This is a genomic window from Rhizobium sp. BK619, from assembly GCF_014195245.1.
Lineage (GTDB): Bacteria > Pseudomonadota > Alphaproteobacteria > Rhizobiales > Rhizobiaceae > Rhizobium > Rhizobium acidisoli.
Window position 1 is genome coordinate 292,548 of record NZ_JACIBH010000002.1, and the last position, 25,928, is coordinate 318,475.

Genomic DNA, 25,928 nt, shown 5'->3' on the forward strand with positions numbered 1-25,928 from the left:
TATTAAAAAGCTGCGGTTTCGCGACGGGCGGAACGGTAACAAAAAGGGGCTGAAAGCCTTGAGCCAAATCGCATTTTGGGGGGCCGTCGAGCTCGGTCTGGTCTATTCCTTCGTCGCTCTCGGCGTCTATCTCGCCTTCCGCATTCTCGACTTTCCCGATCTGACGGTCGACGGCTCGTTTCCGCTTGGTGCTGCGGTGACCGCGGTGCTGATCATTGCCGGCGTCAATGCCTGGCTTGCGGCAGTGGTCGCGATGGCGGCGGGTGCGGCCGCCGGCATGGTGACGGCGCTGCTCAACGTGCGCTTCAAGATCCTCAATCTGCTCGCCTCGATCCTGACGATGATCGCGCTGTTTTCCGTCAATCTCAGGGTGATGGGCAAACCCAACGTCGCCCTCATCAATGCCGATACGATGATCAGCCCGTTCTTCGGCCATGGCCTGCGCGATTTTTACGTGCGGCCGCTCTTTGTCGGCGTTCTCGTGATCGTCGCCCTCGTCCTGGTCTGGCGCTTCCTCGAAAGCGATGCAGGGCTTGCCATGCGGGCGACCGGCGCCAATGCGCGAATGGCGCGGGCCCAGGGCGTCGATACCAGCCGGCAGATCTATCTCGGCATGGCGATCTCGAATGCGCTGGTGGCGTTCGGCGGCGCGCTGTTTGCCCAGACCAACGGCTTTGCCGACGTCACCTCGGGTGTCGGCACCATCGTCGTCGGTCTCGCCGCCGTCATCATCGGCGAGACGCTGCTCGGGCGCCGCGGCCTGTTGATCGCGTTGATCGGCTGCGTGCTCGGCTCGATCCTCTACCGCATCGCGATCCAGCTGGCGCTGTCCAGCGACGTCATCGGCCTGCAGGCCTCCGACCTCAATTTCGTGACGGCGGTGCTGGTCACCGTGGCGCTCATCCTTCCCCGTCTTCGCGGAGGTGCCGCATCATGATCAGCGTCAAGGATATCAAGGTCGTTTTCGGCCGCGGCACGCCGCTGCAGAAGCAGGCGCTGAACGGCGTCAGCCTGACGATCGAGCAGGGCTCCTTCGTTACCGTCATCGGCTCCAACGGCGCCGGCAAATCGACGTTGCTCGGCGTGCTCGCCGGCGACGTCCTGCCGAGCGAGGGGCAGGTGCTGATCGGCAAGAACGAGGTGACGCGCAAGTCGACGGCATCACGCGCCGGTCTGGTTGCGCGCGTCTTCCAGGATCCGCTGACGGGAAGCTGCGGTTCGCTGTCGATCGAGGAAAATCTCGCTCTCGCCGCCCGACGCGGCGAAAGGCGCGGCCTTGCGCCGGCGCTTGCCGGCAAGAGGCGCGATTATTTCAAGGAGCGGATCGCCGAACTCAATCTCGGGCTGGAAAACCGGCTGAAGGACCGCATGGATCTGCTCTCCGGCGGGCAGCGGCAGGCGGTTTCGCTTGTCATGGCAACGCTTGCCGGCTCCGAAGTGCTGCTGCTCGACGAACATACGGCAGCGCTCGATCCAGGGATGGCGGAGTTCGTGATGAACCTCACGCAGAAGATCGTTACCGAGCGCAAGCTGACGACGATGATGGTGACGCATTCCATGCGCCAGGCGCTGGACTATGGCCACCGCACGATCATGCTGCATGGCGGCGAAATCGTTCTCGATGTCGCGGGCGACAACAGAAAGAACCTGCAGGTCGAGGATCTGATCGCGATGTTCCGCAAGATGCGCGGCCAGACGCTCGACGACGATGCTTTGCTGATCGGCTAAGGCCGACAGCGTGCTGATCGGCTCGCGACCGCGGATTGGCTGATCATCTGGCCTGGGTGAGCAGGATCTTTGCGGCGAAGATCGAGAAGACGCCGGCGAAGGTATAGTCGATGCCGCGCAACACCTTCTTGTTGGTCTGCAGCCAAGAGGCCAGCCAGTCGGCGGCAAGGATCGCGCCCGCATTGACCGGCATGCCGATCAGGATGAAGCAAAACCCGAGGAAAAGCAGCTTCTGCGTCACGGCGGGATCGCCGGCGCTGACGAATTGCGGCAGGAAGGTCATGAAGAAGATGATGACCTTGGGGTTCAGAAGATTGACCCAGAAGCCCGACGATATGTTCGCAAGCGCCGTGCCCTTCTGCGCCTCGACCTTGGCGACGGTGAGCTTCGAGCCGAAACGGATCGCCTGCACCGCGAGCCAGAGCAGATAGGCGGCGCCGCCGGTCTTCAGGATCAGGAAGGCGGTCGGCGAGGCGGTGATCAGCGCCGAAATGCCGAAGGCGACCAGCATGGTGTGAACGACGATGCCGAGGCTGGTGCCGACAACGACGAAGAGCGCGGCATTCTTGCCCTGAGCCAGTGAGCGGCTGATCGACAGCGTCATGTCGGGGCCGGGGGTCGCCGCGAGCAGCAGCGTGGCGGCGGCAAAGCCGAGAAGCGTCGGCAGGCTGGGCAGGAAATCCATGGCACACTCCGAAAGCCGGAAGGAAGGATAATTTCCTACCCGGCTTCCAGAAAATTACCAATCAAACCTTGGAATAGTAACGATCACTTCTGTTCCAGGAACGCTTTGAACTTGTCGCCGTAGTCCTTGTGCCAGCGTGACAGCGGCGGGCGATTCTCGATGATGTCGCCGGCAGCCCAGGCCATGCGGCGTTCGTCGACCGGTCGGGCCACGTCGTTGTCAGGGCAGAGGATATAGAAGTCGCCGCGCTCGAGGCTTTCGACCATGAAATCGACCGTCTGCTCCGGTGTCCAGGCGCCGGCCGGTTTCTCCGCGCGATCGCCCTTGGTGAGGCCGGTGAACACGAATCCGGGGATCAGCAGATGGGCGGAGATCTTTCCGCCGTCGATGTTGCGAAGCTCGTGCTCGAGCGCTTCGGTAAAGACCTTCACCCCGGCCTTCGAGATATTGTAGGCGGGATTGCCGGGCGGGGTGGTGATGCCCTGCTTCGAGCCGGTGTTGATGATCAGGCCGGGCTCGCCGTGCGACAGCATCTTCGGGCCGAAGGTGCGCGTGCCGTTGATGACGCCCATCAGGTTGACGGCGAAGATATGGTCCCAGTTCGCCTGCGGGCTGAAGATCGAGGTTTCCGGGCCGATGCCGGCATTGTTCATCAGCACGTGCACGCGGCCGAAACGCTGGAGCACGGCGCGTTCGAGCGCCTCCAGCGAGTCCCTGGCTGCGACGTCGGTTTCGACCGCCATCACATTTTCTTCGCCGGCAATGGCCTTGAGTTCGTCGGCGGCCTCGGCCAGCCGATCGCCGCCGAGATCGGCGATGGCGACGCTCATGCCGCGCCCGGCGAAATATTTCGCCGCCGCCAGGCCGATGCCGGACGCGCCGCCGGTGACGACTGCAACATTGGATTTCTTGAAAATGTCTTGAATATTGGTCACGGGGAGCCCCTCCTCGATCATTGCTAGGACGTTGGCGAATATGGGCTCCGCTTTGGCGCTGTCAACGCTATCGCGCCGGCGGCTTAGCACTTGCCCTTGCGTCACGCGCCAATCTCGCTAAAAGTGCCGCGATACCGGGTTTTCGCCGGCCTTTTATGCAACGGACCTCATCATCATGGCATCATACAAAGACGTGAAGAAAGTCGTTCTCGCCTATTCCGGCGGTCTCGACACCTCGATCATCCTAAAGTGGCTGCAGACCGAACTCGGCGCCGAAGTCGTCACTTTTACCGCCGATCTCGGTCAGGGCGAAGAGCTGGAGCCGGCGCGCAAGAAGGCCGAAATGCTCGGCATCAAGGAGATCTACATCGAGGATGTGCGCGAGGAATTCGTGCGCGATTTCGTCTTCCCGATGTTCCGTGCCAATGCCGTTTACGAAGGCGTCTATCTGCTCGGCACCTCGATCGCCCGGCCGCTGATTTCCAAACATCTGATCGATATTGCCCGCAAGACCGGCGCCGATGCGATCGCCCATGGCGCCACCGGCAAGGGCAACGACCAGGTTCGCTTCGAACTCTCAGCCTATGCTTTGAACCCCGACATTAAGATCATCGCGCCGTGGCGCGACTGGTCCTTCAAGAGCCGCACCGACCTGCTCGCCTTCGCCGAACAGCATCAGATCCCGGTTGCCAAGGACAAGAAGGGCGAGGCGCCGTTCTCCGTCGACGCCAACCTTCTGCATTCCTCCTCCGAGGGCAAGGTTCTCGAGGATCCGGCGCAGGAGGCGCCGGAATATGTGCATATGCGCACGATCTCGCCTGAGGCCGCGCCGGACAAGGCGACGGTGATCAAGGTCGGCTTCCGCAAGGGCGATGCCGTCTCGATCAACGGTGTCGAGATGTCGCCGGCGACGCTGCTCGCCACCCTCAACAATTATGGCCGCGACAACGGCATCGGCCGTCTCGACCTCGTCGAGAACCGCTTCGTCGGCATGAAGTCGCGCGGCGTCTACGAAACGCCCGGCGGCACGATCCTGCTCTCGGCGCATCGCGCCATCGAATCGATCACGCTCGACCGCGGTGCCGCCCATCTCAAGGATGAGATCATGCCGCGTTACGCCGAGCTCATCTATTACGGCTTCTGGTTCTCGCCGGAGCGCGAGATGCTGCAGGCGCTGATCGACAAGAGCCAGGAGCATGTCGAAGGCGAAGTGACGCTGAAGCTCTACAAGGGCAATGTCATGGTCACCGGCCGCGAAAGCGAAAAGTCGCTTTATTCCGACAAGCTCGTCACTTTCGAGGACGACCAGGGCGCCTACGACCAGAAGGACGCGGCCGGCTTCATCAAGCTCAATGCGCTGCGCCTGCGCACGCTCGGCAAGCGCAATCTCAAGAAGTAGTCACGGTCGCTTTCGTACCGGATATGAGCCCGCCGGCATTGCCGCGCGGGCTCTTTTATTGCCGGTGATTCACGCGGCGGCTGACTCCGCACTCAGTCTGACGTCACCGCGACGCGGTCCCCAGCTTTCGGCCCACAGCGGCAGGCCGACCAGCTCGGCTATATCAGCCGCCGCTTTGGCAGGATCAAGCGGCATCACCTCGCCGCAATCCGTCACCGCAAAACCATCCTCCGCCTGATCGAGGCAGGTCATCGCCAGTCCGGCTCTGACGGCGATACCGCCACGGTCCAAGCTCAGGTCGCGTGTTATGGCTTCACGCAATAGGCCGAGATCAAGCGGGGCGAGCCTCAGGCACCCCTGCCACTCGTTCGGCGCGTTGGTGGGATCGACGACATTGACGCCGGGAAGCGTCGGAACTTCCCCCTTGAGGGGCCCTGCGCCGTGCCGGGTGGTGTAGCAGCGCGTCGCATATGTCGCCTCCAACTCGGTGATGCCGGCCTCGGCGGCGATAGCGAGCATGTTGGCAAGCCCGGTATTCGAACGGGTGACGTGGGGAAAGACGCCACGGTCCTGATCAAGCCCGAGGCCCTGCGCGGCTTCGAAGATGACGGTGCCGCGTTCGCACAGCCGCCGGTCGGGCCAGAGCGTGACGCGGTCGAGATAGGCGGCGCAATCGGCCTCGAAGCGGGCGATGGTGGTGTCGTCAGCCAGCGCGGTGGCCAGTTCTGCGGGCAGGGCAGTGATGCCGAGCGCGGCCAGCCGGATAGGCACCCAGGCATCGCGGATAAAAACAAGGCGGGCGTGCAGATCGGGGCGGAATAGATCCTTGGTCGAGAGGGCGAATTTCGGGCGCAGGTTCCGCTCGATGGTCTCGCCGAAGCCGAGGCCGCAACTGCCATGACGGGCAGCGCCACGCGCCAGCTCCAAGGCTTGGTTGATGATGACATCGAACGGCGTGGTGACCGGCGCACGCGGGTCGCTGCTGATCTCGGGCTTCACGCCGAGCTGGCCGAGGGCCGCCAGCTCGTCGAGCAGCAGCATCGGATGGGCGACGAAAAAGCGGCTGAAATGCGTGGCGGCCCCGGCAAAGCTGCCCGAGCCGATATGATGGTAGACATGACGGCGGCCGGCGGGATCGACCACGGTGTGGCCGGCCTGAGCGCCGCCATTGCTGCGAACTACCAGGGCTCCCGGCGCGGCTGCGGCAAGGCGATCGACCATCAGCCCCTTGCCTTCGTCGCCATAAAGCGCGCCGATCACGGCCTGTGCTCGAGTGCTCATCTTCTGCTCCTCAAAATGGTTCCCGGAGCGCGCCGGGGCTTTTGTTCTCTACGATATGAGGCCGGAGCGGTTCAGCTTTTTATGGGAGCTCAGAACCGCTCCAACCTTTGTTTTTTAAACCCCGGGGAAGCCGCCTCGCACCTTTCCCGGCTTAGAAGAACGGCAGCAGGCGGCGCTTCGGGCGTTCGCCGATGGCCTTGGCGACGACTGCTGCCGCTGCACCCGGCCAGCTGGCGGCTACCTCGCCGGCGTCCCGGCCCTCGGTGATCTCGATGATCGAGACCACCAGTTCGGCAATGCGCCTGTAGTCATCGAGCACGAAGGTCCGGCCCGGCAGCAAGGGCTGCCAACTCTGCAGCACCCGGTCGAGCCGCGCGGCTGCATAACCCTCGCGGATAACGATGTGGAAGACCTCGTAGGATCTCTGCGCCATCGCAAGGCATTCTCGGGCGCTCAGACCGCGCGGCGGTTCGATGCCGAAGATGCGGGCGATCTGGTCGGCGGTCAGGCCATTGTGAAGCGGCTCGTCGCCGATGGTGAAGAGATAGCCCTTGCGGCCGCGCCTTTCGAAGGCATCGGTTGACGTTTTGAGGGCTGCCAGAAGGTGGGCGGCGCTGTAACTCTCGCCGTCATTGCCGCCGCCATTGCCTTCGAGCCACAAGGCGCGGATCTGGCTGGCAAGCGAGATGTCGGCCTCGAACTGGGTGGCCTGCAGCGGCGCCGTATCGGTGTACGCATCTCCTACCGCCGCCACCATGATATGCGGATCGGATACCGGCCGGCGGTCATAGATTTCCGATGTCAGGGTGATGAGCCCGCCGCGCATCAGCTCGTGGGCGATCATGCCCATCGAGCCGGTCACATCCGAGGCGATAATAATCGGGGTCGATTGCGGATTGTACGCGCTGTCGCGGCTCTCGCGCGTGGCGAAGCGCGCCGGATCGAACCGGGGGTCGATGCCGGTGGCGCCGAATACTTCGGACCGGCTACGGCCATCCACATGGCGTGCATTGTAGGCCGCCCAGTCGGTTGTGCTGAAACGTCCCATACCCATGGCATCACTCCTTTGCTGTTGCCTTGGCGATCGGGCCTACGGGTTCTGCCCGCTGCCCTCGTTACCAATCATATAGACTTGCAAAGTGCACTTTGCAAGTTGCGATTTGCAAATTGTGTTTTTTTCGATTGGCCGATATGAAACCCCTGGAAACGCTCACCAGGAAGGCATCGATGGCAGAGGCTGAATTCGCGCGGCCGATCGTAACAGTCGACATCGTCTTACTGACGCTGCACGAAGGGCGACTATGCGTGGCTTTGCTGGAACGGTCCGCCGAGCCGTTTGTCGGTGTTCCGGCGCTGATCGGCGGCTATCTGCACACCGATGAGGATGCCGATGCGGAGGCGGCAGTGCGGCGCATCCTCAAAGCCAAGGCAGGGCTTGAGGGCATCTTCTTCGAACAGCTCGGCACCTTCGCTTCCGCGCGGCGCGATCCTCGCGACTGGTCGGTATCGATCGCGTATTTTGCGCTGGTCCCGCAGGGAGCGTTGGAGGGCGCCGCCAGCCCCCTGGAATTGCGGCCGGTCGAGGCTTCAGGCGAACTGCCCTTCGACCATCAGGAGATCGTCACCGCCGCGCTGGCGCGGCTGCGCGGCAAGGGCGCCTACTCGACCATTCCGGCAAGGCTGCTTCCCGAGGTCTTCACGATGTCGGAACTGCAGGCAATCTATGAAACGGTGATGGGCGAGCGGCTGGACCAAAGCGCTTTTCGCCGCAAGGTTAACGATCTTGATCTGCTCGAAGTGGTCGAGGGCGAAAAAAGACAGACCGAGCGCGCCCGGCGGCCGACGACGCTCTATCGGCTGAAGACGCCGGTCGCTGTGTTCGATCGAAGAATTTGAGCGGCCAGCGTTCAGCAGGTCACTCCTGCGCAAGCAATGTCTTTCCCGGGGCAAATTGGCGAGCGTAGAAAATCCGCACGGACAGAACAACGCCGGCGATCAGGACAACCACCCCAGCGACTTCGATCGGGGTTGGCCAACGAGCGTGCACGATAAGTCCGCCGATGACACCGAAGGCTGTTTCCGAAACGATCAGCTGCGCAGCCAGGGCAACGGGCAGGCTCCGTGAGGCAATGTTCCAGGCCCAGACGCCGCCGACGGTTGCCAGCAGCGCGAAAGATGCACCCCAAACATATAAGTTGCCGGCGGCACTCCAGCCGAATCCCAACGCTGGAAGCTGGAAGAGGTCCATCGCGGCACCGACGGGATAGAAGGCCAGCATCAAGACGCCACCCCCGACCAATATCAGGGCCGACCACACACCGGAGGGCATTTCCGGTCGGGCGGCGAGTGCAGCCTGATTGGCGAGAGCGAACCAGACCCACAGCCCTACGGCGGCAAGCGCCAGCGGCACGCCAACCCACAAGGATTCGACGGAGTTCAATCCCTCCGCCGTGAATGCCGTACCATTGACGAGGATAAGGCCGACCAGCACCAGCGCCAGAGGCACCATAAGGGATCGCCACGGCAATGATCCCTGACGCTGATTGCCAATGACCATCAACACGATCGGCACCAGACCGAGAAAGGCCGGAGCGATGACGGGGCCGGCAAAGACGGCTGCTCCGGTCACCGTCAGGAAGTAACCGACATACCCGATGAAGGCGAGCCAGATGGCCTGTAAACAGTTCCGAAGCGTGAGATGGCGCATGACGCGCTTCTCCGAAAACAGAATGTACAGCCCGACCAGACCCGAGACGACATGACGGATGAGGGCGAAATCAAAGGTGGAATAGTCACCGATGATGAAGGGCACAACAAAGTTGAGCGAAAAGGCAAAGGCCGCAAACAGAGCGGCCGACACGCCGACATAGAAGAGTCTGTCCATAATGTTCACCCACTTGACGTCGCGTCACCGGGCCTTCGACCTCGCTGACGCCGGTAGTCGGTTGGCAATCAAGGGAAGCCTTGATCGAATGGGTGAAATTTACTTGCCGAGAGTTCCAGCCGGTACCCGCTGAAAATGAGAACCACCCTCTCGCTGCTCATCCATGCCGCTTTTCATCGGCATTCAACCGCCCTTGACGGATGCCCGGGATGGCTTAGTCTGCCAAATCATCCTCCGGAGCATCTCCATGACGCAGTCCCTGGTCTTCGGCGCCTTCCTGGCGGCGCTCTTCTACGTGCTCATTCCGGGACCCGCCTTTCTGCAGTTGCTCGGCATCGGTGCCGGGCAGGGCCGCAAGGCCGGCGCTTTCTTCATGATGGGACATCTGGTCGGGGATCTCATCTGGTCGTCGCTGGCGCTGATTGCGATCGTCGGCGCGAAGACGATCGGAACCTTCGTCTTCGACCTGCTCGGCCTTGCCTGCGGCTTCTACCTTGCCTGGATCGGCTGGAACGCCGTCAACGCCAAGCCGAAAGCCGAGGGACAGGCTCTGGTGGTGGTCGAGCGGCCGTTTCGCCGCGGGCTGATCTTCGGCGTCACCAATCCCAAGGGCTATCCCGTGGCGCTCGCCACCTTCACCGCACTGGTCGCAGGCTCAGCCGGGGCGCTGGATTTCGAGGCCTTGCCGATGCTTCTCGGCGTGTCCTTCGTCGGTTTCGTCACGGCCGACATCATCCTGATCGGCGTCATCGGCGCCGGCGCGGTGCGCCGCTTCTATCGCGCGCACGAGCGGTTGATCGTGCGCTGCTCCGGCGTCCTCTTCATGGGGTTTGCCGCTCAGGCACTCTGGCACGCCACACCCGGCCTCATCGGCTGGCGCAAGGCCTGATTTAGAGTCTAGCTATCCAGGAAATTGACGATCGATTTCAGCGTCTCGACCTCATCGGGATCGCCGATCGACATGGCGATCTGCAACTGATTTTTGTAATAATCGAGGAAATTGAAGCTGGTGCCGTCGGTGACGCTGGAGAGATCGATGACGTTGCCGAGCGGATCGATCGCATGCATCGGCAGCGGCTCGGAGATCGCAGCGTAGGTGCTTTGGTCGATCAGGCCGCTGTCGAAACTCTGACGCGCGTAATTGCGCAATTCGCCAGGGCTGACCGCGGTGAAATCCGGACCTTCATCACTATTGTCGTCGATCTGGAACGAGGCCGGGGCGGGAGCTCTGGTCTCGATTTCAATATGAGAGGTCTTCGAACTTTTTGCGTTATTAGGATTGTTTTTAAATAGCAAACTCTGAGAAGACCGCACAGAAAAAATTTCCATGGCGCATGTCCCCGTACAGGAAGAAACATGGGGAAACTAGCGCTCGCCCGCGATTCGCGTCAATCGTTAACGATTGGTTAATTCTAGCCGTCAATTTTTGTCCACCAGATTTTGCAGGCGAGGCAAAAGGTCCTTCCCGCATACCAATTCTACGACAGCTCTCCTATATTGACGAACCCGTGCATGCCAAAAAGGAATTCTCCGATGCCTTCTCCCCATGATTTCAATCCGGCGCTGGTGACTTGGGACGGCCTTCACGGCCTGCCGCGTTTCGATGCTGTCGATGACGGCGATTTCGCCGCCGCCTTCGAAGCGGCGCTTGCTGCCCATGAGCGGGAGATCGACGAGATCGCCGGAAATGCCGAGGCGCCGACATTCGACAATACGGTCACGGCGCTGGAGATAGCCGGCGATGCACTGTCGCGCGTTTCGGCGCTGTTCTGGAACAAGGCGGGCGCCCATACCAATGATGTGATCCAGGCGCTGGAGCGGGAGATCTCGCCGAAGATGTCGCGCCACTATTCGAAGATCGGCATGAATGCCGCGCTCTTTTCCCGCATCGACACGCTTTGGGAGAAACGCGAAAGCCTCGGCCTGACGCTCGAGCAGACGCGTGTGCTGGAGCGCCACTGGAAAGGCTTCGTCAAATCAGGCGCCAAGCTCGAGAAGGCCCAGCAGGAGAAACTCGCAGCGATCAATGAAAAGCTTGCCGGCCTCAGCACGCAATTCGGCCAGAATGTGCTCGCCGACGAGAAGGCCTGGGCACTCACGCTGTCTTCTGGAGCCGAGCTCGACGGGCTGCCGGAATTTTTGCGCGACGCCATGGCCGCAGCTGCACGCGAACGCGGTGAAGAGGGCAAATATGCGGTGACGCTGTCACGCTCGATCATCGAGCCGTTCCTGACCTTTTCGGAGCGCCGCGACCTGCGCGAGCAGGCATTCAAGGCGTGGGTGGCGCGCGGCGAAAATGACGGCGAGACGGACAATCGCGCCGTTATCCGAGAAACACTGGCGCTGCGCCATCAGGTGGCGAGCCTGCTTGGTTACGGCAATTTCGCCGAGCTGAAGCTCGACAACACGATGGCAAAGACGGCGGAGGCGGTGAACGACCTGCTCAAGGCGGTCTGGGCGCGGGCGGTGAAACGCGCCGGCGAGGAGGAGGCCGATATCGCGGCGCTGATCGCCGAGGAAGGCCGCAACCACGAGGTGATGCCCTGGGACTGGCGCCATTACGCCGAAAAGATTAGGGCGCGGAAATTCGATTTTTCCGAGGCCGAGCTCAAGCCCTATCTGCGGCTCGAGAAGATCGTCGAAGCCTGCTTCGACGTGGCCGGCCGGCTCTTCGGCATCCGCGCCGTCGAGAAGAAGGGCGTGGCCGCCTATCATCCGGATGTCAGGGTGTTCGAAATCAGGGATCGCGAAGATCGGCTGGTCGCGCTTTTCCTTGGCGATTATTTTGCCCGCGGCTCGAAACGATCAGGCGCCTGGATGAGCTCGCTGCAATCGCAGCATAGGCTGGAGCTGAAGAACGGCCGCCAAGGCGAGCTGCCGATCATCTACAATGTCTGCAACTTCGCCAAACCCGCCGAGGGCAAGCCGGCGCTGCTGTCGCTCGACGATGCCCGCACGCTGTTCCACGAATTCGGCCACGCGCTGCACGGCATGCTTTCTGATGTCACCTACCCCTCGGTCTCCGGCACCGGCGTTTCGCGCGATTTCGTCGAGCTGCCGTCGCAGCTTTACGAGCACTGGCTGACGGTGCCCGCTATTCTGAAGCGCTATGCCGTGCATGTCGAAACCGGCGAGCCGATGCCGCAGGCGCTGCTCGACAAGGTGCTGGCGGCGCGCACCTTCAATGCCGGCTTCAACACCGTCGAGTTCACCTCGTCGGCGCTTGTTGATATGGCCTTTCACACGCGGGAGGCGGTTGCGGATCCGATGGCGGTGCAGGCAGAGGTGCTGGCCGAGATCGGTATGCCGAAATCGATCGTCATGCGTCATGCGACGCCGCACTTCCAGCACATCTTCTCCGGCGGTTATTCGGCCGGCTATTACTCTTATATGTGGTCGGAGGTGCTCGACGCCGACGCCTTTGCCGCCTTCGAGGAGACGGGAGACGCCTTCAATGGCGAGATGGCGCGCAAGCTCAAGGAAAACATCTATTCGGTCGGCGGCTCGGTCGATCCGGAGGACGCCTACAAGGCTTTCCGCGGCAAGCTGCCGAGCCCGGATGCGATGCTGGTCAAAAAGGGACTTTCGACCTTCGAGGAATTGACAGGCAGCGACGCCTAAGACAATTTGATGACACGCTTCGATGCGGCATGGCGGTAGCCATGCCGCAGCTTTTGCGCGTTTCCCCTCTTTCGCAAACGCAAAAAAAACTGTATGGACGCCCCAAACCAATAGGCGCGTCCTCAAGAGCGTGCGCCGCAGCCTCAGAGATTTCACATATGGCACTTCGCAATATCGCGATCATCGCGCACGTTGACCATGGCAAGACGACCCTGGTGGATGAGCTTCTCAAGCAGTCCGGCTCGTTCCGCGAAAATCAGCGTGTCGCTGAACGCGTGATGGACTCGAACGATCTCGAAAAAGAACGCGGCATCACCATTCTCGCCAAGGCAACCTCGGTCGAGTGGAAGGGTGTCCGTATCAACATCGTCGATACCCCCGGCCACGCCGACTTCGGCGGTGAAGTCGAGCGCATTCTCTCGATGGTGGACGGCGCGATCGTTCTCGTCGATGCGTCCGAAGGCCCGATGCCGCAGACCAAGTTCGTCGTCGGCAAGGCGCTGAAGGTCGGCCTTCGCCCGATCGTTGCGATCAACAAGATCGACCGTCCGGATGGCCGCCACGAAGAAGTCATCAACGAAGTCTTCGACCTTTTCGCCAATCTCGACGCGACCGACGAGCAGCTCGACTTCCCGATCCTTTACGGTTCCGGTCGCGACGGCTGGATGAACGTCAATCCGGAAGGCCCGAAGGACCAGGGTCTTGCACCTCTGCTCGACCTCGTGCTCAAACATGTGCCGGAGCCGACCGTTCACGAAGGCCCGTTCACGATGATCGGCACGATCCTCGAAGCCAACCCTTTCCTCGGCCGTATCATCACCGGCCGCATCAATTCCGGTTCCATCAAGCCGAACCAGGCGGTGAAGGTTCTTCACGCCGACGGCAAGACGATCGAAACCGGCCGCATCTCCAAGATCCTCGCCTTCCGCGGTATCGAGCGCACGGCGATCGACGAAGCGCATCAAGGCGATATCGTTGCGATCGCCGGCCTTTCCAAGGGCACGGTCGCCGACACCTTCTGCGATCCCTCGGTCACCGAGCCGCTGCAGGCGCAGCCGATCGACCCGCCGACCGTCACCATGTCCTTCATCGTCAACGACAGCCCGCTGGCGGGCACCGAAGGCGACAAGGTGACCTCACGCGTTATCCGCGACCGTCTGTTCAAGGAAGCTGAAGGCAACGTCGCCCTGAAAATCGAAGAAGCCGAAGGCAAGGATTCGTTCTACGTGTCCGGTCGCGGCGAACTTCAGCTCGCCGTTCTCATCGAAACCATGCGTCGCGAAGGCTTCGAGCTTGCCGTGTCGCGTCCGCGCGTCGTCATGCACAAGGATGAAAGCGGCCAGCTTCTGGAGCCGATCGAAGAAGTCGTCGTCGACGTCGACGAAGAACATTCCGGCGTCGTCGTCCAGAAGATGTCCGAGCGCAAGGCCGAAATGGTCGAGCTGCGTCCGTCGGGCGGCAATCGTCTTCGCCTGCGTTTCTACGCACCGACCCGCGGCCTGATCGGCTACCAGTCGGAACTGCTGACGGATACGCGCGGCACGGCGATCATGAACCGCCTGTTCCACGACTACCAGCCCTACAAGGGCGTGATCGGTGGCCGCGTCAACGGCGTGCTGCTCGCCAATGCTCCCGGCGAAGCCGTCGCCTATGCGATGTTCAACCTGGAAGACCGCGGCCCGATGATCATCGAGCCGGGTGAAAAGGTCTATGCCGGCATGATCATCGGCATCCACACGCGCGACAACGATCTCGAAGTGAATGTCCTGAAGGGCAAACAGCTGACCAACATCCGCGCCGCCGGCAAGGACGAAGCCGTCAAGCTGACGCCGCCGATCCGCATGACGCTTGATCGTGCGCTTTCCTGGATCCAGGAAGACGAGCTGATGGAAGTGACGCCGAAGAATATTCGTCTGCGCAAGATGTATCTCGACGCAAACGACCGCAAGCGTTTCGAAAAGTCCAAAGCGGCTCTCTGAGAGCTTCAAAGCATCCTTGGAAACCCCGGCCCTCGTGCCGGGGTTTTTTATTGTGCGCCGCGCTGATTCCGACTTGTGACAATCGTTAAAAAAGCGTTAAATTTTATCTGTCGTCCACATATCAAGTCTGTGGGCAATCGATCACGATGCGCTGGCTGCATATGGTTAATTGCCTTCGGCGGGACCAGAGTAAACGTTATGAAGACGTTGTCGATCGATGTTCGGCGGGCCGAACCACACGATGCCCGAGCCATATCGGAAACGCACAGGCTTGCCTGGCAGCACACATACGCAGGCATTATCCCGCATCGGGCGCTGACGCAGATGATCGAGCGGCGCGGTGAAAACTGGTGGCGCAAAGCGACGCGTGGACCGGCGACGCTCCTGGTTCTCGATGTCGCCGGAACGGTTGCCGGCTACGCAACGCTCGGCCTCAACCGCGCCCGCGCTTTGCCGCAGGAAGGCGAAATCTACGAGCTCTATCTTCGGCCGGAATATCAGGGCATCGGCCTCGGCCGGATGCTGTTCGGCGAGGCGCGCCGGCTGCTGAAGTCGCTCGGCTGCAACGGGCTGGTCGTCTGGTGCCTCGAGGAAAACGAGACCGCCGGCCGGTTCTACCGCCATCACGGCGGTGTCGATTTCTGCGAAGGCATGGAAAATTTCGACCACAAGCAGCTGAAGAAGATCGGCTTCATCTGGAATTGACCGGCTCGGTCGGCAGTCGCCTGTTTCCAATTCGGAAGTTTCGAGTTCTTTGCGCCGATGCCATCACGCATTGGTGATCTCAAATGTTGCGTTGCGAGATGAAACTGATTATCTGGCTGCGATAAATTCAACCCCGCGGGAGTTCCTATGCGCATCGACGCCATTTCCATCGGTAATAATCCACCTGAGGACGTCAACGTTATCGTCGAGGTTCCGGTCGGCGGCCATCCCATCAAGTATGAAATGGACAAGGAAGCCGGCACGCTGGTCGTCGATCGTTTCCTCTACACGCCGATGACCTATCCGGGCAATTATGGTTTCGTGCCGCACACGCTGTCTGAGGACGGCGACCCGATCGACGTGCTGATCGCCAGCACCCGCCCGCTGGTTCCGGGCTGCGTCATCAATGTTCGCCCGATCGGCGTCCTGAAGATGGAAGACAATTCCGGCAAGGACGAAAAGATCATCGCCGTGCCGTCGCCGAAGCTGACGCTGCGTTATGAGAAGGTAAAGGACTACACCGATCTTCCCGAGATCACGCTGAAGCAGATCGAGCACTTTTTCGAGCACTACAAGGATCTGGAGCCCGGCAAGTGGGTGAAGATCTACGGCTGGGGCGATTCCAAGGAAGCCGGCCAGCTTATCCTCGAAGCTGTCGAGCGTGCCAAGAAGACCAAAGGCTGATTGTTCAGCCTAACAAGGTTTCGAGCCTTTTTGCCAAATCCTCCGGGTCGCCATCGATCCGGAGGATTTTTTTACGCGCGGTGTCGCCGGAGACGAGGCTGATGCTGGATTTGGGGATGCGCAGCGATTGGGCGATCAAAAGGATCAGGGCCTTGTTGGCCTTGCCCTTTTCCGGGACGGATGTGACGCGCGCTTTCAGGTGCTTTTCGCCCTCGCCATCCGCCTCGATGCCATCGATCGCGTCACGCCCGCCATTCGGCGTCAGCCGGACGGCGAAGCGGACATGATCATCGAAAAGGTTCCAGGGACGGCTCAAGCGACCAGCGGATACAGCGTTGTCCAAAGCAAAGTGCGCAGGAAGAAAATGATCAGCAGCAGGATGATCGGCGAAATGTCGATGCCGCCAAGGTTCGGCAACCGGCTGCGGATCGGCTTCAGCACCGGTTCGGTGACGTTATACAGGAATGTGCCGACCGAATTGACGAACTGATTGCTGGAGTTGATGACGTTAAAGGCATACAGCCAGGAAAAAATGGCACTGGCAATCAGGATCCAGGTGTAAATATTCAAAGCCAAATCAATGGTTTGAAACAGCGCAAACATCGTCTTCTCCAATTCGTTGTTGACAGACATGTAGACATTGGCGACTAAACGAGCAAGTGCCGTGTGGGAACGCGCGGTGAATCATGTTTAACGGGCGGCCTTGCAGCTATTCCCGCGCCCGTCTCCTCGGAAAACATCCATGTCGTTTTCGCCCACCGGAGACCGTTTTGCCGCGTTCCGGCATTCGTCCTACACGCGGTTCTTCCTAGCGCGCTTCCTGCTGTCCTTCTCGCAGCAGATCGTCAGCGTCGCCGTCGGCTGGCAGATGTACGACCAGACAGGCAAGGCGATCTATCTCGGCCTGATCGGTCTCGTGCAGTTCCTGCCGTCGCTGCTGCTGATGCTGGTCACCGGTTCGGTGGCCGACCGGTACAATCGCCGGGCGATCGCCGCCCTCTGCTCGCTGGTGAGTGCGCTCTGCACGCTGGCGCTGCTGATCATGACTGTAATGGGGACCTTCACGCCCCTGCCGGTTTTCGCCGTGCTTTTGATCTTCGGCATCGAACGCGCCTTCATGTCGCCGGCGGTGCAGTCTCTCGCGCCCAATCTCGTGCCGGAGCATGCGCTGTCGAATGCGATCGCCTGGAATTCATCGTCCTGGCAGCTCGCGGCGATCACCGGGCCGGTGATCGGCGGTCTGCTCTACGGCGTCAGCGCGACGACCGCCTATACGGTGGCGGTGATCTTTTCCATCCTCGGGGCGGCTCTTCTCTACATGATCCCGAAGCCTGAACAGAAGACGACGGGCGAGGCCAAGAGCTGGGCGATGATCCTCGGCGGCTTCAGTTTCATCCGCGCCGAGAAGGTGGTGCTCGGGGCGATCTCGCTCGATCTGTTTGCCGTGCTGCTCGGCGGCGCGACGGCACTGATGCCGATCTTCGCCCGCGATATCCTGACGCTCGGCCCCTGGGGGCTTGGCCTGCTGCGCGCGGCACCTGGGCTAGGCGCCATCGTCATGGCGATCTTCCTTGCCGCCTATCCGCTCAAACACCGCGCCGGCATTTACATGTTCATCGGTGTTGCCCTGTTCGGCCTGGGAACCATCGTCTTCGGCATGTCGACCAACACCGAGGTCTCGATCGCGGCGCTGGCGCTGATGGGGGCGGCCGACATGGTGTCAGTCTATGTGCGCGAGAGCCTGATTGCGCTCTGGACGCCGGATCAGCTGCGCGGCCGCGTCAATGCGGTCAACATGGTCTTCGTCGGCGCTTCGAACGAACTCGGCGAATTCAGGGCGGGCACGATGGCATCGATCTTCGGCGCGGTGCCGGCGGTCGTTATCGGCGGAATCGGGACTTTGGCGGTGGCGGCGATCTGGGCTTCGAGTTTCCCCAAATTGCGCCGGATCGATACGCTCGACGCGCCCAGCACGTGAGATAGCGCGGATACGCAGTATTTTACGCGGGAAGCGTGATCGAAGAGGCGGCCTTTGCCGGTTTGCCCTCGAAGACGATATCGAGGAATTCGCTCAGCCAGGCTTTCAGCGGCGCGTCGAACAGCATGCGGCCTTCGAGATGTTCGCGGCCCTGCTGGGCGTTCGGCAGGATGAAGCGGTGCGCGCCATGCACCACCCAGCGATGCATCATCACCCGGGTCAGTTCGGCATGGAACTGCAGGCCCCAGGCGTTGCCGTCATAGCGGAAGGCCTGGTTCGGATAGGTATCGCCTTCGGCCAGCAGATCGGCGCCGTGCGGCAGTTCGAAGCCTTCGCGGTGGAAATGATAGACCATCTTCGGCCAATGCATCAGCAGGCGGCCCTTCTCCGTCGGGTGGAGCGGATACCAGCCGATCTCCGTCGAGCCGTCGGCATTCGACTGGACCTTGCCGCCGAGATGACGCACCAGCATCTGCGCGCCGAGGCAGATACCGAGATAGGGGCGTTTTTCCCGCAACGGAATGTCGATCCAGCCGATCTCCTTCTTGACGAAGTCGTCAGGATCATTGGCGCTCATCGGCCCGCCGAAGACGACGGCGCCGGCATGGTCTTGAAGCGTCGTCGGCAGCGGTTCGCCGAGAACCGGGCGGCGGATATCGAGGCGATAGCCCTTTTCGACGAGCAATTGGCCGACACGGCCGGGGCTCGACCGTTCCTGATGCAGGACGATGAGGATCGGGCGCCTGTCGCGGTCCGGCTTTTGCTCAGTCGCTATCATCTTGTGCAACCCGGACATCCGTCACCCTGGCGGCCGCCTCCTGCCGCTTCTGGATGCGCTCGCGCGAGGAGACGCCGAGCAGATCGGCGATCCGCCAGATCACATGGTCCTCCATTTCGCTGCGTTCGCCATCGGCATAGACGATGTCCCAGAGAATGCCGATCAGCTCCAGCCGTTGCTCGGTATTGAGGTGGCGTTTCAGGTCGGCGGTGAAGCGATAATAGTCGACGGCAGTGCTTTCGGCCTCAAGGCCGGCCGCCATCAGGGCATCCAGCTGCTTGCCGTCGAGCGCATATTGCTCCTTCAATAGCTTGCGCAGCCGCTTCTTCTCGCTGGCTTTGATCTGACCGTCGGCTTCCATGACCTGCATACAGAGGGCGGCCACTGCGATGCGCGGATCATCAGGGGCAAAACCTTTCTTGGGGTGATCGGCGGTGAGCTTCTGGAAGAATGCCTGAAAGCGTTCGAACATGCGGTTTTCGTTCCATTTCAGAAAAGGCGGAGCCGCGTCTTGGGTTCCGGGTCCACCCTGGGGTCGCGAACGCCGGGATCATCCGGCAGGCCGCCAAAGAAAGGTTTCGCTTCGCCCGGTGCGGGCGTTTTGCCGCTGACGGGTTCGACGGGCTTCGATTTTGCCGGCGCCGGCGTCGGGCGCACAGCCTCAGCGATCGTCGCGGCGCGTTCCAGTTCGATGATCCGATGGTCGTTGACCGGGCTTTCCGGCCTGACGTCGCGCAGCGGCGGCAAGGTCTTCAGGGCGGTTTCGATGGGCGGCACTGAGCCGTCTTCGAGCGGACCCTCGATCTGGCCGAAGGGCGCCTTCCATTCGAAAGCGTCGAGGCGGCCGGTCACCGGTGACACCGGCAGCCATTTGTCCGACACGAAACCATCAGCCACCCAGGCCGGATCGCGCGGGGCTTTCAGCGCCTGGGCCAGCCAGTGGCGCACGCGGCCCTGGTCTCCGGTCTCGGCTTCCTCGATGTCGGCCAAAAGCAGGAAGGCGGCTTCACGCGGCTGCATACGGGCGGCCGCTTCCGCCTTGGCGCGGGCCTTGGCGAATTCCTGCGCGTCGAGTGCGGCCTGGGCGACGACGAGAAGGGATTCGACGTTGTTTGGGCGCAGCCCCTCCAGCCGTTCGGCGCGCTTCAGCCGGTCGAGCGTGGAATCGCCGCTGCGGGCCCTGACATAGGCCTGGCCGATCTCGGGATGCGGTGCCGATTTCCATGCCTGTTCGAGGATCGAGGCGGCCTTGCGCACCCCGCCTTCGCGAAACAGCGCCTTTGCGGCAATGAGGGCTGCCGGAATGAAATCGGCGGCGAGCTTCAGCGCCTGTTGCGCGTCGTCGCGGGCGCCGGCCGGGTTGCCTTCCAGCTTCTCGCCGGCGCGCGCCGTCAACAGGACCGCGTGCAGACGGTTGGCGTCGGCCTTTTCGACGACACGGGCGGCCTTTTGCTGTTCGAGCAGGCGGATCGCATCGTCCCAGCGGCCGGCCTGGCTGCGATATTCGAGGGTCGCCTGTGCGGCCCAGGGCAGATAAGGCGCGGTGTCGGCAGTCTTCTCGGCATATTGCCGGGCGGCCTCGTTGGCGCCGAGCCGGCGGGCCTCCAGATAGAGGCCGCGCAGACCGAGTTCGCGTGTCTCGGGATCGTTGGCCATGGCCTCGAACTTGGCGCGCGCCTCATCGTAGCGGCCTTCGATCAGAGCGGCCTGGGCTTCGAGCAGGCTGATCAGCGGCTCCTGATCGGCGCGGATGAGGCCGCGCGAGCGGGCCGCCATCTTGCGGGCGAGAGCCGCATTGCCGGCGCCGGCGGCGATCAGGCCGGTCGACAGCGCCTGATAACCGCGGTCTCGCTTGCGGGCACGGAAATACCGCGTCACCGAATGCGGCGAGGTCCAGACCAGGCGGACGAACCACCAGGCAATCATCACGGCGGCGATGAGAGCGATGATCGCGCTGGCGGCGACGATCAGTTTCGTCTGGTAGATCTGGCCCTCCCAGATCAGCGAGAGGTCGCCGGGACGATCGGCGAGCCAGGAGAAGCCATAGGCGAGAAGCAGCACGAAGAGGGCGAAGGCGACAAGGCGGATCAGCATGGTCTCATCCCTCCTTGCCGGTGCCGGAAACCGCTTTCGACAGCGCCCCGCCGACCAGTTCCTCGACGCGGATACGCGCTTCGAGCGATTGTTTGAAGGCGGCGGACGCCTGCTTGCCGGGAGCCGGCAGGTTGTTCCATTCGGCGGAAGCGCCCGGCAAATCGCCGCTCTTCACCTTGTCCTCCATGCGGGCGGCGATGGCTTCGACGCTATCGCCCTCGATATTGCCGACGGGACGGACCGATACCAGCGACTTGGCGCTCGACATCAGCCGGTCCGACCAGCTCTCGTTCGGATCCGGCTGGTTAACGGCTTCGACGATCGCCGTGGCGACATCGGGAACCTGACGCATGAGTTCGGCGCGCGAGGGAATGCCGGTTTCGGCAAAGGCTCGGAGGTCGGCAACGGCGGGATCGTCAGGGGCGACGCCGGCGAATGTATCCAGTTCGGCCAGGAAAGGCCCGCCGCGATCGATCGCCGCCTTGAGGGCGGCGGCCGCGATCGCCCGGGCGACGGCGACATCCTCGCGCGGTTCATTCAACTTCTTTTCGGCCTCGTCGAGACGCTTGGCGATATCGGCGCCGCTCGTCGTCTGCTGCTCGGAAGACTGGGCCAGGGTGGCGCGCAGCTGGTCGACCTGGCCGGTCAGCTCGGTAATCTTCTGGTTGAGTGCCTCGACATTCGCCGAATCGGCCGGTGCGGCGGCTGAGGGCGCCTTGGCAGTCGTTTCCAGCGCGGCGATACGCTTTTCAAGCGCACCGTCATCTGTACTCGCCGGATTGGCGGCAAGATTGGCAACGGTCTGTTTCAAGCCATCGATCTCGCCGGTAAGATCGGCGATGTCAGGCGATGTCGCCAGCGGCGCGGAGGAACCCGGGAGATAGCCGGCATATTGAATGGCGCCGGCGCCAAGCAGCGCCACCAGGCCGCCAAAGATGCCGGCGGCGATCAGACCGGAGGTGGCGGCGCGCCGCGGCTGTTCGGGAGGCGGCGCGAAGGCAGGCTCCGGGGCTGCCGGCTCCTCCTCCGGCGCATCCGTTGCAGGCTGGTCCTCTTGTTCGGCTGGTTCGTGTTCGGCTTGTTCCTGCTCGGTTCGTGCCTGTTCGAACTGCGGCGCAGCCTCGGTTTCGGGCGTCACGCCGGCATCGGCGGTGCTGTTGTCGGCGTCGCCGACATCCTTCTCAACCGGCTTTTCGGTATCGGCTGCAGAGGCGAAATCCTGTGCTTCGAGGTCGATCGTGACCGGCTCGTCGGCGCTCTTCGAATGGCGTGGCGGGTTTCCCGATACCATGAGGTCCTCTTTATCCTGCATTGCAACGAAACTAGACAGTGATGCCAATTAAGGGAAGAGGTTAGATCAAATTTGGGCGGCTAAAGCATTCAAAGCAGCGACAAAAGACTTTTCTCATCCGGCATCGGCGCAATCGCCGCATTTTTTTTCAAAGCCGCCGGGATGGCTTGCGCCACCGCCTCGCTGAGGCAGAGAAGGCGGATTCCGCTTTCCTCCCGCAGGGCCAAACGGAGTTCCGCCACGCCAAAAAAATCGTCGGCCGTTTGCCGTGAGTAGAAGAGAACCGCGTCCGGCCGACCGCCCGCAAAAATCGCTTCGATCTCGGCCTGGCCGGGGACGACAGGCTGCATGCGATAACATTCAGCGACGGAAAAGCCGATGCCGCGTTGGCGCAATCCGGCTTCGAAGGTTTCCGCGCGCGGCGTGCCGGCAAGGTAGAGCAGGCCGTCCGCTGCCTGGGCGCCGACCAGCTCGGCGAGATCGCGGCCATTGCCGGTAGATGAAGCGACCGAACCGAAGCCGAGGCTGCGCGCTGCCTCCGCCGTCGTCTCACCAACCGCGAAAAGCGGGCGGGCAAAATGCGGACGGAGTTGCTCACCGAGAGCGGAGAGGACCCTGACGGCTTCGGCGCTGGTTACGGCGATCGCGCCGCTGGTTCTTGCAAGCGCGGCCGCGGCAGCAATGCTGTCGTGCACCGGCCGACGCAGAGGCAGCAGCAGCGGCTCGTGGCCCATGTCGCGCAGACGTTGTGCGGTTTTTTCAGCCGAATGCGCGGGGCGGGTAACGAGCACGCGCATGGCCGCGTCAGTGCCAGTCGTCGAAAAAGGCGCTGCCGGCCCTTGCGCGCACGTCCTGGCCGGCGCGGGTGCCGAGTGCGGCCGCATCGCGGCGGTGGCCGTCGGTCGTCACCGCATGCTGGCTGCGGCCGTCGGGGGTGATGATGAGGCCGGAGAAGCGGATCAGATCGCCTTCGCAGACGGCATAACCGCCGATCGGTGTGCGGCAGGAGCCGTCGAGCGCGGCGAGGAAGGCGCGTTCGCAGGAGACGGTGTCGAAGGTCGCTGCATCGTTGACCGGCGCCAGCAGATCGTCGATCTGAGTATCGCCGATGCGGCTTTCGAGGCAGATCGCCCCCTGCGCCGGCGCCGGCGGGAAGGTGTCGGGGTCGAGAATATCTGTGAGAACCTCGACCTTGCCCAGGCGTTTCAGGCCGGCAAGGGCCAGCAAGGTGGCGTCGACCTGGCCTTCTTCGAGCTTGCGCAGGCGCGTTTCCACCAGGCCGCGGAAGGTCACGACATTGATATCGGGCCGCATGCGGCGGATCAGCGCCTGGCGGCGCAGCGATGAGGAACCGACGGTGGCGCCATGCGGCAGGTCGATCAGTTTGGGCGCGGTGCGGCCGATGACGGCGTCGCGGATATCCTCGCGCGGCAGATAGGCGGAGAGATGGAGCCCGTCGGGCAGCTTCGTCGGCATGTCCTTGGCTGAGTGCACGGCGAAATCCAGCTCGCCGGATACAAGTTGCTGTTCGAGCTCCTCGGTGAAGAGGCCCTTGCCGCCGATCTCGGCCAGCGAACGGTCGGTGATGCGATCGCCCTTGGTCGTCAGCACGACGATCTCGAACATCTCCTCGGGCAGATGATGCGCCGCCATCAGCCTGTCGCGGGCCTCATGCGCCTGGGCAAGCGCCAGCGGGCTGCCCCGCGTGCCGATCCGGAAAGGTTTTGTTTGCATCCGCTCAGTTCCGTTGTTACCGGAGTTCTCGTAAACGGGTTTCCATCCCATCGCAATCAACGAACAGGCCTCATGGTTCCCTTTCTGCGCATCCTTGGCATCGAAACGAGCTGCGACGAGACCGCGGCTGCCGTCGTCGAGCGCGATGCGGAGGGAAATGCCAATGTGCTCTCCGACGTGGTGCTGTCCCAGCTCGACGAGCATAGCGCCTATGGCGGCGTGGTGCCGGAGATTGCGGCGCGCGCCCATGTCGAGGCGCTGGACGAGCTGATCGAGGAGGCGCTGAAGCGCGCCAATGTGTCGCTTGATGAGGTCGACGCCATCGCCGCCACATCAGGGCCGGGGCTGATCGGCGGGCTGCTGGTGGGATTGATGACCGGCAAGGCGATCGCGAGGGCCGCCGGCAAACCGCTCTATGCGGTCAACCATCTCGAAGGCCATGCGCTGACGGCGCGGCTGACCGATGGGCTTGCCTTTCCCTATCTGATGCTGCTCGTTTCCGGCGGCCATACCCAGCTGATCCTGGTGCGCGGCGTCGGCGAGTATCAGCGCTGGGGCACGACGATCGACGATGCGCTCGGCGAGGCTTTCGACAAGACGGCAAAGCTGCTCGGTCTGCCCTATCCCGGCGGCCCGGCGGTGGAACGCATGGCGCGGGACGGCAATCCCGACCGCTTCGCGTTTCCGCGGCCGTTGGTCGGCGAGGCGCGGCTCGATTTCTCCTTCTCCGGGCTGAAGACGGCGGTGCGGCAGGCGGCACAGGATATCGCCCCGCTCAGCGATCAGGACGTGGCCGATATCTGCGCCTCGTTCCAGAAAGCAATTTCGCGGACGCTGAAGGACCGCATCGGCCGTGGCCTGCAGCGGTTCAAGACGGAATTCGCCGCGACTAATGAGAAGCCGGCGCTCGTCGTTGCCGGCGGTGTCGCCGCCAATCTCGAACTGCGCGGCACGCTGCAGGCACTCTGCGACAAAAACGGCTTCCGCTTCATTGCGCCGCCGCTGCACCTCTGCACCGACAATGCGGTGATGATCGCCTGGGCGGGACTGGAGCGCATGGTGACGGGCGCTGCGCCGGATCCGCTCGACGTCCAGCCGCGTTCGCGCTGGCCGCTCGATTCCAATGCGGAAACGCTGATCGGTTTCGGCAAGAGGGGGGCCAAGGCATGAGCGAAAACATTGCCGTCGTCGGATCGGGAGCTTTCGGAACGGCGCTCGCCGCCGTCATCGCCCTTGCCGGCCGCAGCGCGGTGACGCTTGTCGGGCGCAATCCGTCGCTGATTTCAGATCTGAAGGCCGAACGGCTGCATGATGCAGCACTGCCCGGCATAAACCTGCCCGATACGCTGGAATTTGCCGCCGAGCCGGAGGCGATCGCCGGCGCATCCATCGTGCTTTTTGCCATGCCGTCGCAGGCGCAGGCCGATGCGGCCCGGCAATACGGCCCTTATCTCGCCAAGGATGCCATCGTCGTCACCTGCGCCAAGGGCATCGAGCGGGCGACCGGCAATCTTTTGACCGACATGTTGGAACGGGAACTGCCGGACCATTCCGTCGCTGTGCTCTCCGGCCCGGGTTTTGCCGCCGATATCGCCAAGGGCCTGCCGACGGCGATGGCGATCGCGGCTGAGGATATGGAAGTCGCCGAGCGGCTCGCTCAGGCGATATCAGGCCGGACCTTCCGGCTTTATGCCTCCAGCGACCGCATCGGCGTGCAGCTCGGCGGCGCATTGAAGAATGTGCTGGCGATCGCCTGTGGCATCGTCGAAGGCGGCGGCATCGGCGATTCCGCCCGTGCGGCGCTGATTGCGCGCGGGCTTGCGGAAATGTCGCGCTTCGTCGTCGCCAAGGGCGGGCAGGCCGATACGGTGCGCGGGCTTTCCGGTCTCGGCGATCTGGTGCTGACGGCAACCAGCCATCAATCGCGCAACCTGCGCTTCGGCATCGCGCTCGGACGCGGCGAAAAGGTCGATCCGCTGCAGGGCGCGCTGGTGGAAGGTGCGCTTGCCGCTTCCGTCGCCTCGCGGCTTGCCGCGGAGCTTGCAGTCAGCATGCCGATCACCGACGCCGTTTCCGCCATCATCGACGGCAGGCTCGATATAGCAGAAGCGATCGAGCAGCTGATGACGCGCCCCATTACCACCGAATAGGA

General features: G+C 62.6%; 26 protein-coding genes. 12 read left to right on the plus strand and 14 right to left on the minus strand.

Annotated elements, in window-relative coordinates:
- The first annotated feature begins 58 nt into the window (after positions 1–58).
- Positions 59–937 carry an ABC transporter permease gene (locus FHX14_RS04765; protein WP_012559241.1) on the plus strand — a complete coding sequence of 293 codons (879 nt, stop codon included), beginning with the start codon at positions 59–61 and terminating at the stop codon, positions 935–937.
- Positions 934–1,728 (plus strand): ABC transporter ATP-binding protein, encoded by a 795-nt coding sequence (locus tag FHX14_RS04770; protein ID WP_179612025.1) that lies wholly within the window; start codon positions 934–936, stop codon positions 1,726–1,728. Before FHX14_RS04765 ends, FHX14_RS04770 begins: the two co-directional genes overlap by 4 nt.
- A 43-nt stretch (positions 1,729–1,771) precedes the next feature.
- Here the strand turns inward: FHX14_RS04770 and FHX14_RS04775 are convergent, their stop codons facing one another.
- The gene (locus FHX14_RS04775; protein ID WP_184376447.1) at positions 1,772–2,413 is read right to left on the minus strand and encodes a LysE family translocator; all 642 of its coding nucleotides are present in this window, start codon (positions 2,411–2,413) and stop codon (positions 1,772–1,774) included.
- A gap of 83 nt (positions 2,414–2,496) precedes the next feature.
- A complete protein-coding gene (locus tag FHX14_RS04780) occupies positions 2,497–3,348 on the minus strand; it encodes an SDR family NAD(P)-dependent oxidoreductase (RefSeq protein ID WP_179612027.1) in 852 nt (283 codons plus the stop codon).
- 175 nt (positions 3,349–3,523) lie between these two features.
- Between FHX14_RS04780 and FHX14_RS04785 the strand changes: the two genes are divergently transcribed.
- Positions 3,524–4,747 carry an argininosuccinate synthase gene (locus FHX14_RS04785; RefSeq protein WP_184376448.1) on the plus strand — a complete coding sequence of 408 codons (1,224 nt, stop codon included), beginning with the start codon at positions 3,524–3,526 and terminating at the stop codon, positions 4,745–4,747.
- A gap of 69 nt (positions 4,748–4,816) precedes the next feature.
- Here FHX14_RS04785 and FHX14_RS04790 read toward each other — a convergent pair whose 3' ends face one another.
- Together FHX14_RS04790 and FHX14_RS04795 are read right to left on the minus strand one after the other, a co-directional pair.
- Complete coding sequence (locus tag FHX14_RS04790) at positions 4,817–6,028, minus strand: adenylosuccinate synthetase (RefSeq protein WP_184376449.1); 1,212 nt, start codon at positions 6,026–6,028, stop codon at positions 4,817–4,819.
- A 151-nt stretch (positions 6,029–6,179) separates the two neighbouring features.
- On the minus strand, positions 6,180–7,082 hold the full coding sequence (locus FHX14_RS04795) for a hypothetical protein (RefSeq protein WP_184376450.1): 903 nt from the start codon (positions 7,080–7,082) through the stop codon (positions 6,180–6,182).
- Between the two features lie 173 nt (positions 7,083–7,255).
- Here FHX14_RS04795 and FHX14_RS04800 point away from each other — a divergent pair, with 173 nt between their 5' ends.
- Positions 7,256–7,924 (plus strand): NUDIX hydrolase, encoded by a 669-nt coding sequence (locus FHX14_RS04800; RefSeq protein ID WP_179612031.1) that lies wholly within the window; start codon positions 7,256–7,258, stop codon positions 7,922–7,924.
- A gap of 19 nt (positions 7,925–7,943) precedes the next feature.
- Here FHX14_RS04800 and FHX14_RS04805 read toward each other — a convergent pair whose 3' ends face one another.
- On the minus strand, positions 7,944–8,912 hold the full coding sequence (locus tag FHX14_RS04805; protein WP_183692612.1) for a DMT family transporter: 969 nt from the start codon (positions 8,910–8,912) through the stop codon (positions 7,944–7,946).
- A 247-nt stretch (positions 8,913–9,159) separates the two neighbouring features.
- Between FHX14_RS04805 and FHX14_RS04810 the strand changes: the two genes are divergently transcribed.
- Positions 9,160–9,801: a LysE family translocator gene (locus FHX14_RS04810; protein WP_184376451.1), complete on the plus strand. Its 642-nt coding sequence runs from the start codon at positions 9,160–9,162 to the stop codon at positions 9,799–9,801.
- 8 nt (positions 9,802–9,809) lie between these two features.
- Here FHX14_RS04810 and FHX14_RS04815 read toward each other — a convergent pair whose 3' ends face one another.
- On the minus strand, positions 9,810–10,241 hold the full coding sequence (locus tag FHX14_RS04815) for a hypothetical protein (protein ID WP_184376452.1): 432 nt from the start codon (positions 10,239–10,241) through the stop codon (positions 9,810–9,812).
- Between the two features lie 204 nt (positions 10,242–10,445).
- Here FHX14_RS04815 and FHX14_RS04820 point away from each other — a divergent pair, with 204 nt between their 5' ends.
- The 4 genes from FHX14_RS04820 to ppa all read left to right on the plus strand — a co-directional run bounded on the left by FHX14_RS04820 (position 10,446) and on the right by ppa (position 15,901).
- Positions 10,446–12,533: a M3 family metallopeptidase gene (locus FHX14_RS04820; RefSeq protein WP_003589780.1), complete on the plus strand. Its 2,088-nt coding sequence runs from the start codon at positions 10,446–10,448 to the stop codon at positions 12,531–12,533.
- A gap of 158 nt (positions 12,534–12,691) precedes the next feature.
- On the plus strand, positions 12,692–14,512 hold the full coding sequence (gene typA / locus FHX14_RS04825) for a translational GTPase TypA (protein ID WP_003589781.1): 1,821 nt from the start codon (positions 12,692–12,694) through the stop codon (positions 14,510–14,512).
- Positions 14,513–14,710: 198 nt separating this feature from the next.
- A complete protein-coding gene (locus tag FHX14_RS04830; protein ID WP_003582861.1) occupies positions 14,711–15,217 on the plus strand; it encodes a GNAT family N-acetyltransferase in 507 nt (168 codons plus the stop codon).
- Between the two features lie 147 nt (positions 15,218–15,364).
- Positions 15,365–15,901: an inorganic diphosphatase gene (gene ppa / locus FHX14_RS04835; protein WP_184376453.1), complete on the plus strand. Its 537-nt coding sequence runs from the start codon at positions 15,365–15,367 to the stop codon at positions 15,899–15,901.
- 4 nt (positions 15,902–15,905) lie between these two features.
- Here ppa and FHX14_RS04840 read toward each other — a convergent pair whose 3' ends face one another.
- The gene (locus FHX14_RS04840) at positions 15,906–16,217 is read right to left on the minus strand and encodes a DUF167 domain-containing protein (RefSeq protein ID WP_184376454.1); all 312 of its coding nucleotides are present in this window, start codon (positions 16,215–16,217) and stop codon (positions 15,906–15,908) included.
- Positions 16,214–16,504, minus strand: coding sequence for a YggT family protein (locus FHX14_RS04845; protein WP_003543619.1), 291 nt, complete (start codon positions 16,502–16,504; stop codon positions 16,214–16,216). Before FHX14_RS04845 ends, FHX14_RS04840 begins: the two co-directional genes overlap by 4 nt.
- Before the next feature lie 139 nt (positions 16,505–16,643).
- Between FHX14_RS04845 and FHX14_RS04850 the strand changes: the two genes are divergently transcribed.
- Complete coding sequence (locus FHX14_RS04850) at positions 16,644–17,879, plus strand: MFS transporter (RefSeq protein WP_184376455.1); 1,236 nt, start codon at positions 16,644–16,646, stop codon at positions 17,877–17,879.
- Between the two features lie 22 nt (positions 17,880–17,901).
- Here FHX14_RS04850 and FHX14_RS04855 read toward each other — a convergent pair whose 3' ends face one another.
- The 6 genes from FHX14_RS04855 to hemC all read right to left on the minus strand — a co-directional run bounded on the left by FHX14_RS04855 (position 17,902) and on the right by hemC (position 23,776).
- Positions 17,902–18,675, minus strand: coding sequence for a glutamine amidotransferase (locus FHX14_RS04855; protein ID WP_184376456.1), 774 nt, complete (start codon positions 18,673–18,675; stop codon positions 17,902–17,904).
- Positions 18,644–19,129 (minus strand): TerB family tellurite resistance protein, encoded by a 486-nt coding sequence (locus FHX14_RS04860; RefSeq protein WP_003589787.1) that lies wholly within the window; start codon positions 19,127–19,129, stop codon positions 18,644–18,646. The genes FHX14_RS04855 and FHX14_RS04860 overlap by 32 nt, the downstream gene beginning before the upstream one ends.
- 17 nt (positions 19,130–19,146) lie before the next feature.
- Positions 19,147–20,751, minus strand: a complete 1,605-nt coding sequence (locus FHX14_RS04865) for a heme biosynthesis protein HemY (protein ID WP_184376457.1) — start codon at positions 20,749–20,751, stop codon at positions 19,147–19,149.
- 4 nt (positions 20,752–20,755) lie between these two features.
- Complete coding sequence (locus FHX14_RS04870) at positions 20,756–22,063, minus strand: COG4223 family protein (protein WP_184376458.1); 1,308 nt, start codon at positions 22,061–22,063, stop codon at positions 20,756–20,758.
- Between the two features lie 68 nt (positions 22,064–22,131).
- Positions 22,132–22,839, minus strand: coding sequence for a uroporphyrinogen-III synthase (locus tag FHX14_RS04875; protein ID WP_184376459.1), 708 nt, complete (start codon positions 22,837–22,839; stop codon positions 22,132–22,134).
- A 7-nt stretch (positions 22,840–22,846) separates the two neighbouring features.
- On the minus strand, positions 22,847–23,776 hold the full coding sequence (gene hemC / locus FHX14_RS04880) for a hydroxymethylbilane synthase (protein WP_184376460.1): 930 nt from the start codon (positions 23,774–23,776) through the stop codon (positions 22,847–22,849).
- Between the two features lie 72 nt (positions 23,777–23,848).
- Between hemC and tsaD the strand changes: the two genes are divergently transcribed.
- Together tsaD and FHX14_RS04890 are read left to right on the plus strand one after the other, a co-directional pair.
- Complete coding sequence (gene tsaD / locus FHX14_RS04885; RefSeq protein ID WP_184376461.1) at positions 23,849–24,946, plus strand: tRNA (adenosine(37)-N6)-threonylcarbamoyltransferase complex transferase subunit TsaD; 1,098 nt, start codon at positions 23,849–23,851, stop codon at positions 24,944–24,946.
- Complete coding sequence (locus FHX14_RS04890; protein WP_184376462.1) at positions 24,943–25,926, plus strand: NAD(P)H-dependent glycerol-3-phosphate dehydrogenase; 984 nt, start codon at positions 24,943–24,945, stop codon at positions 25,924–25,926. Before tsaD ends, FHX14_RS04890 begins: the two co-directional genes overlap by 4 nt.
- The last annotated feature ends 2 nt before the right edge of the window (positions 25,927–25,928 follow it).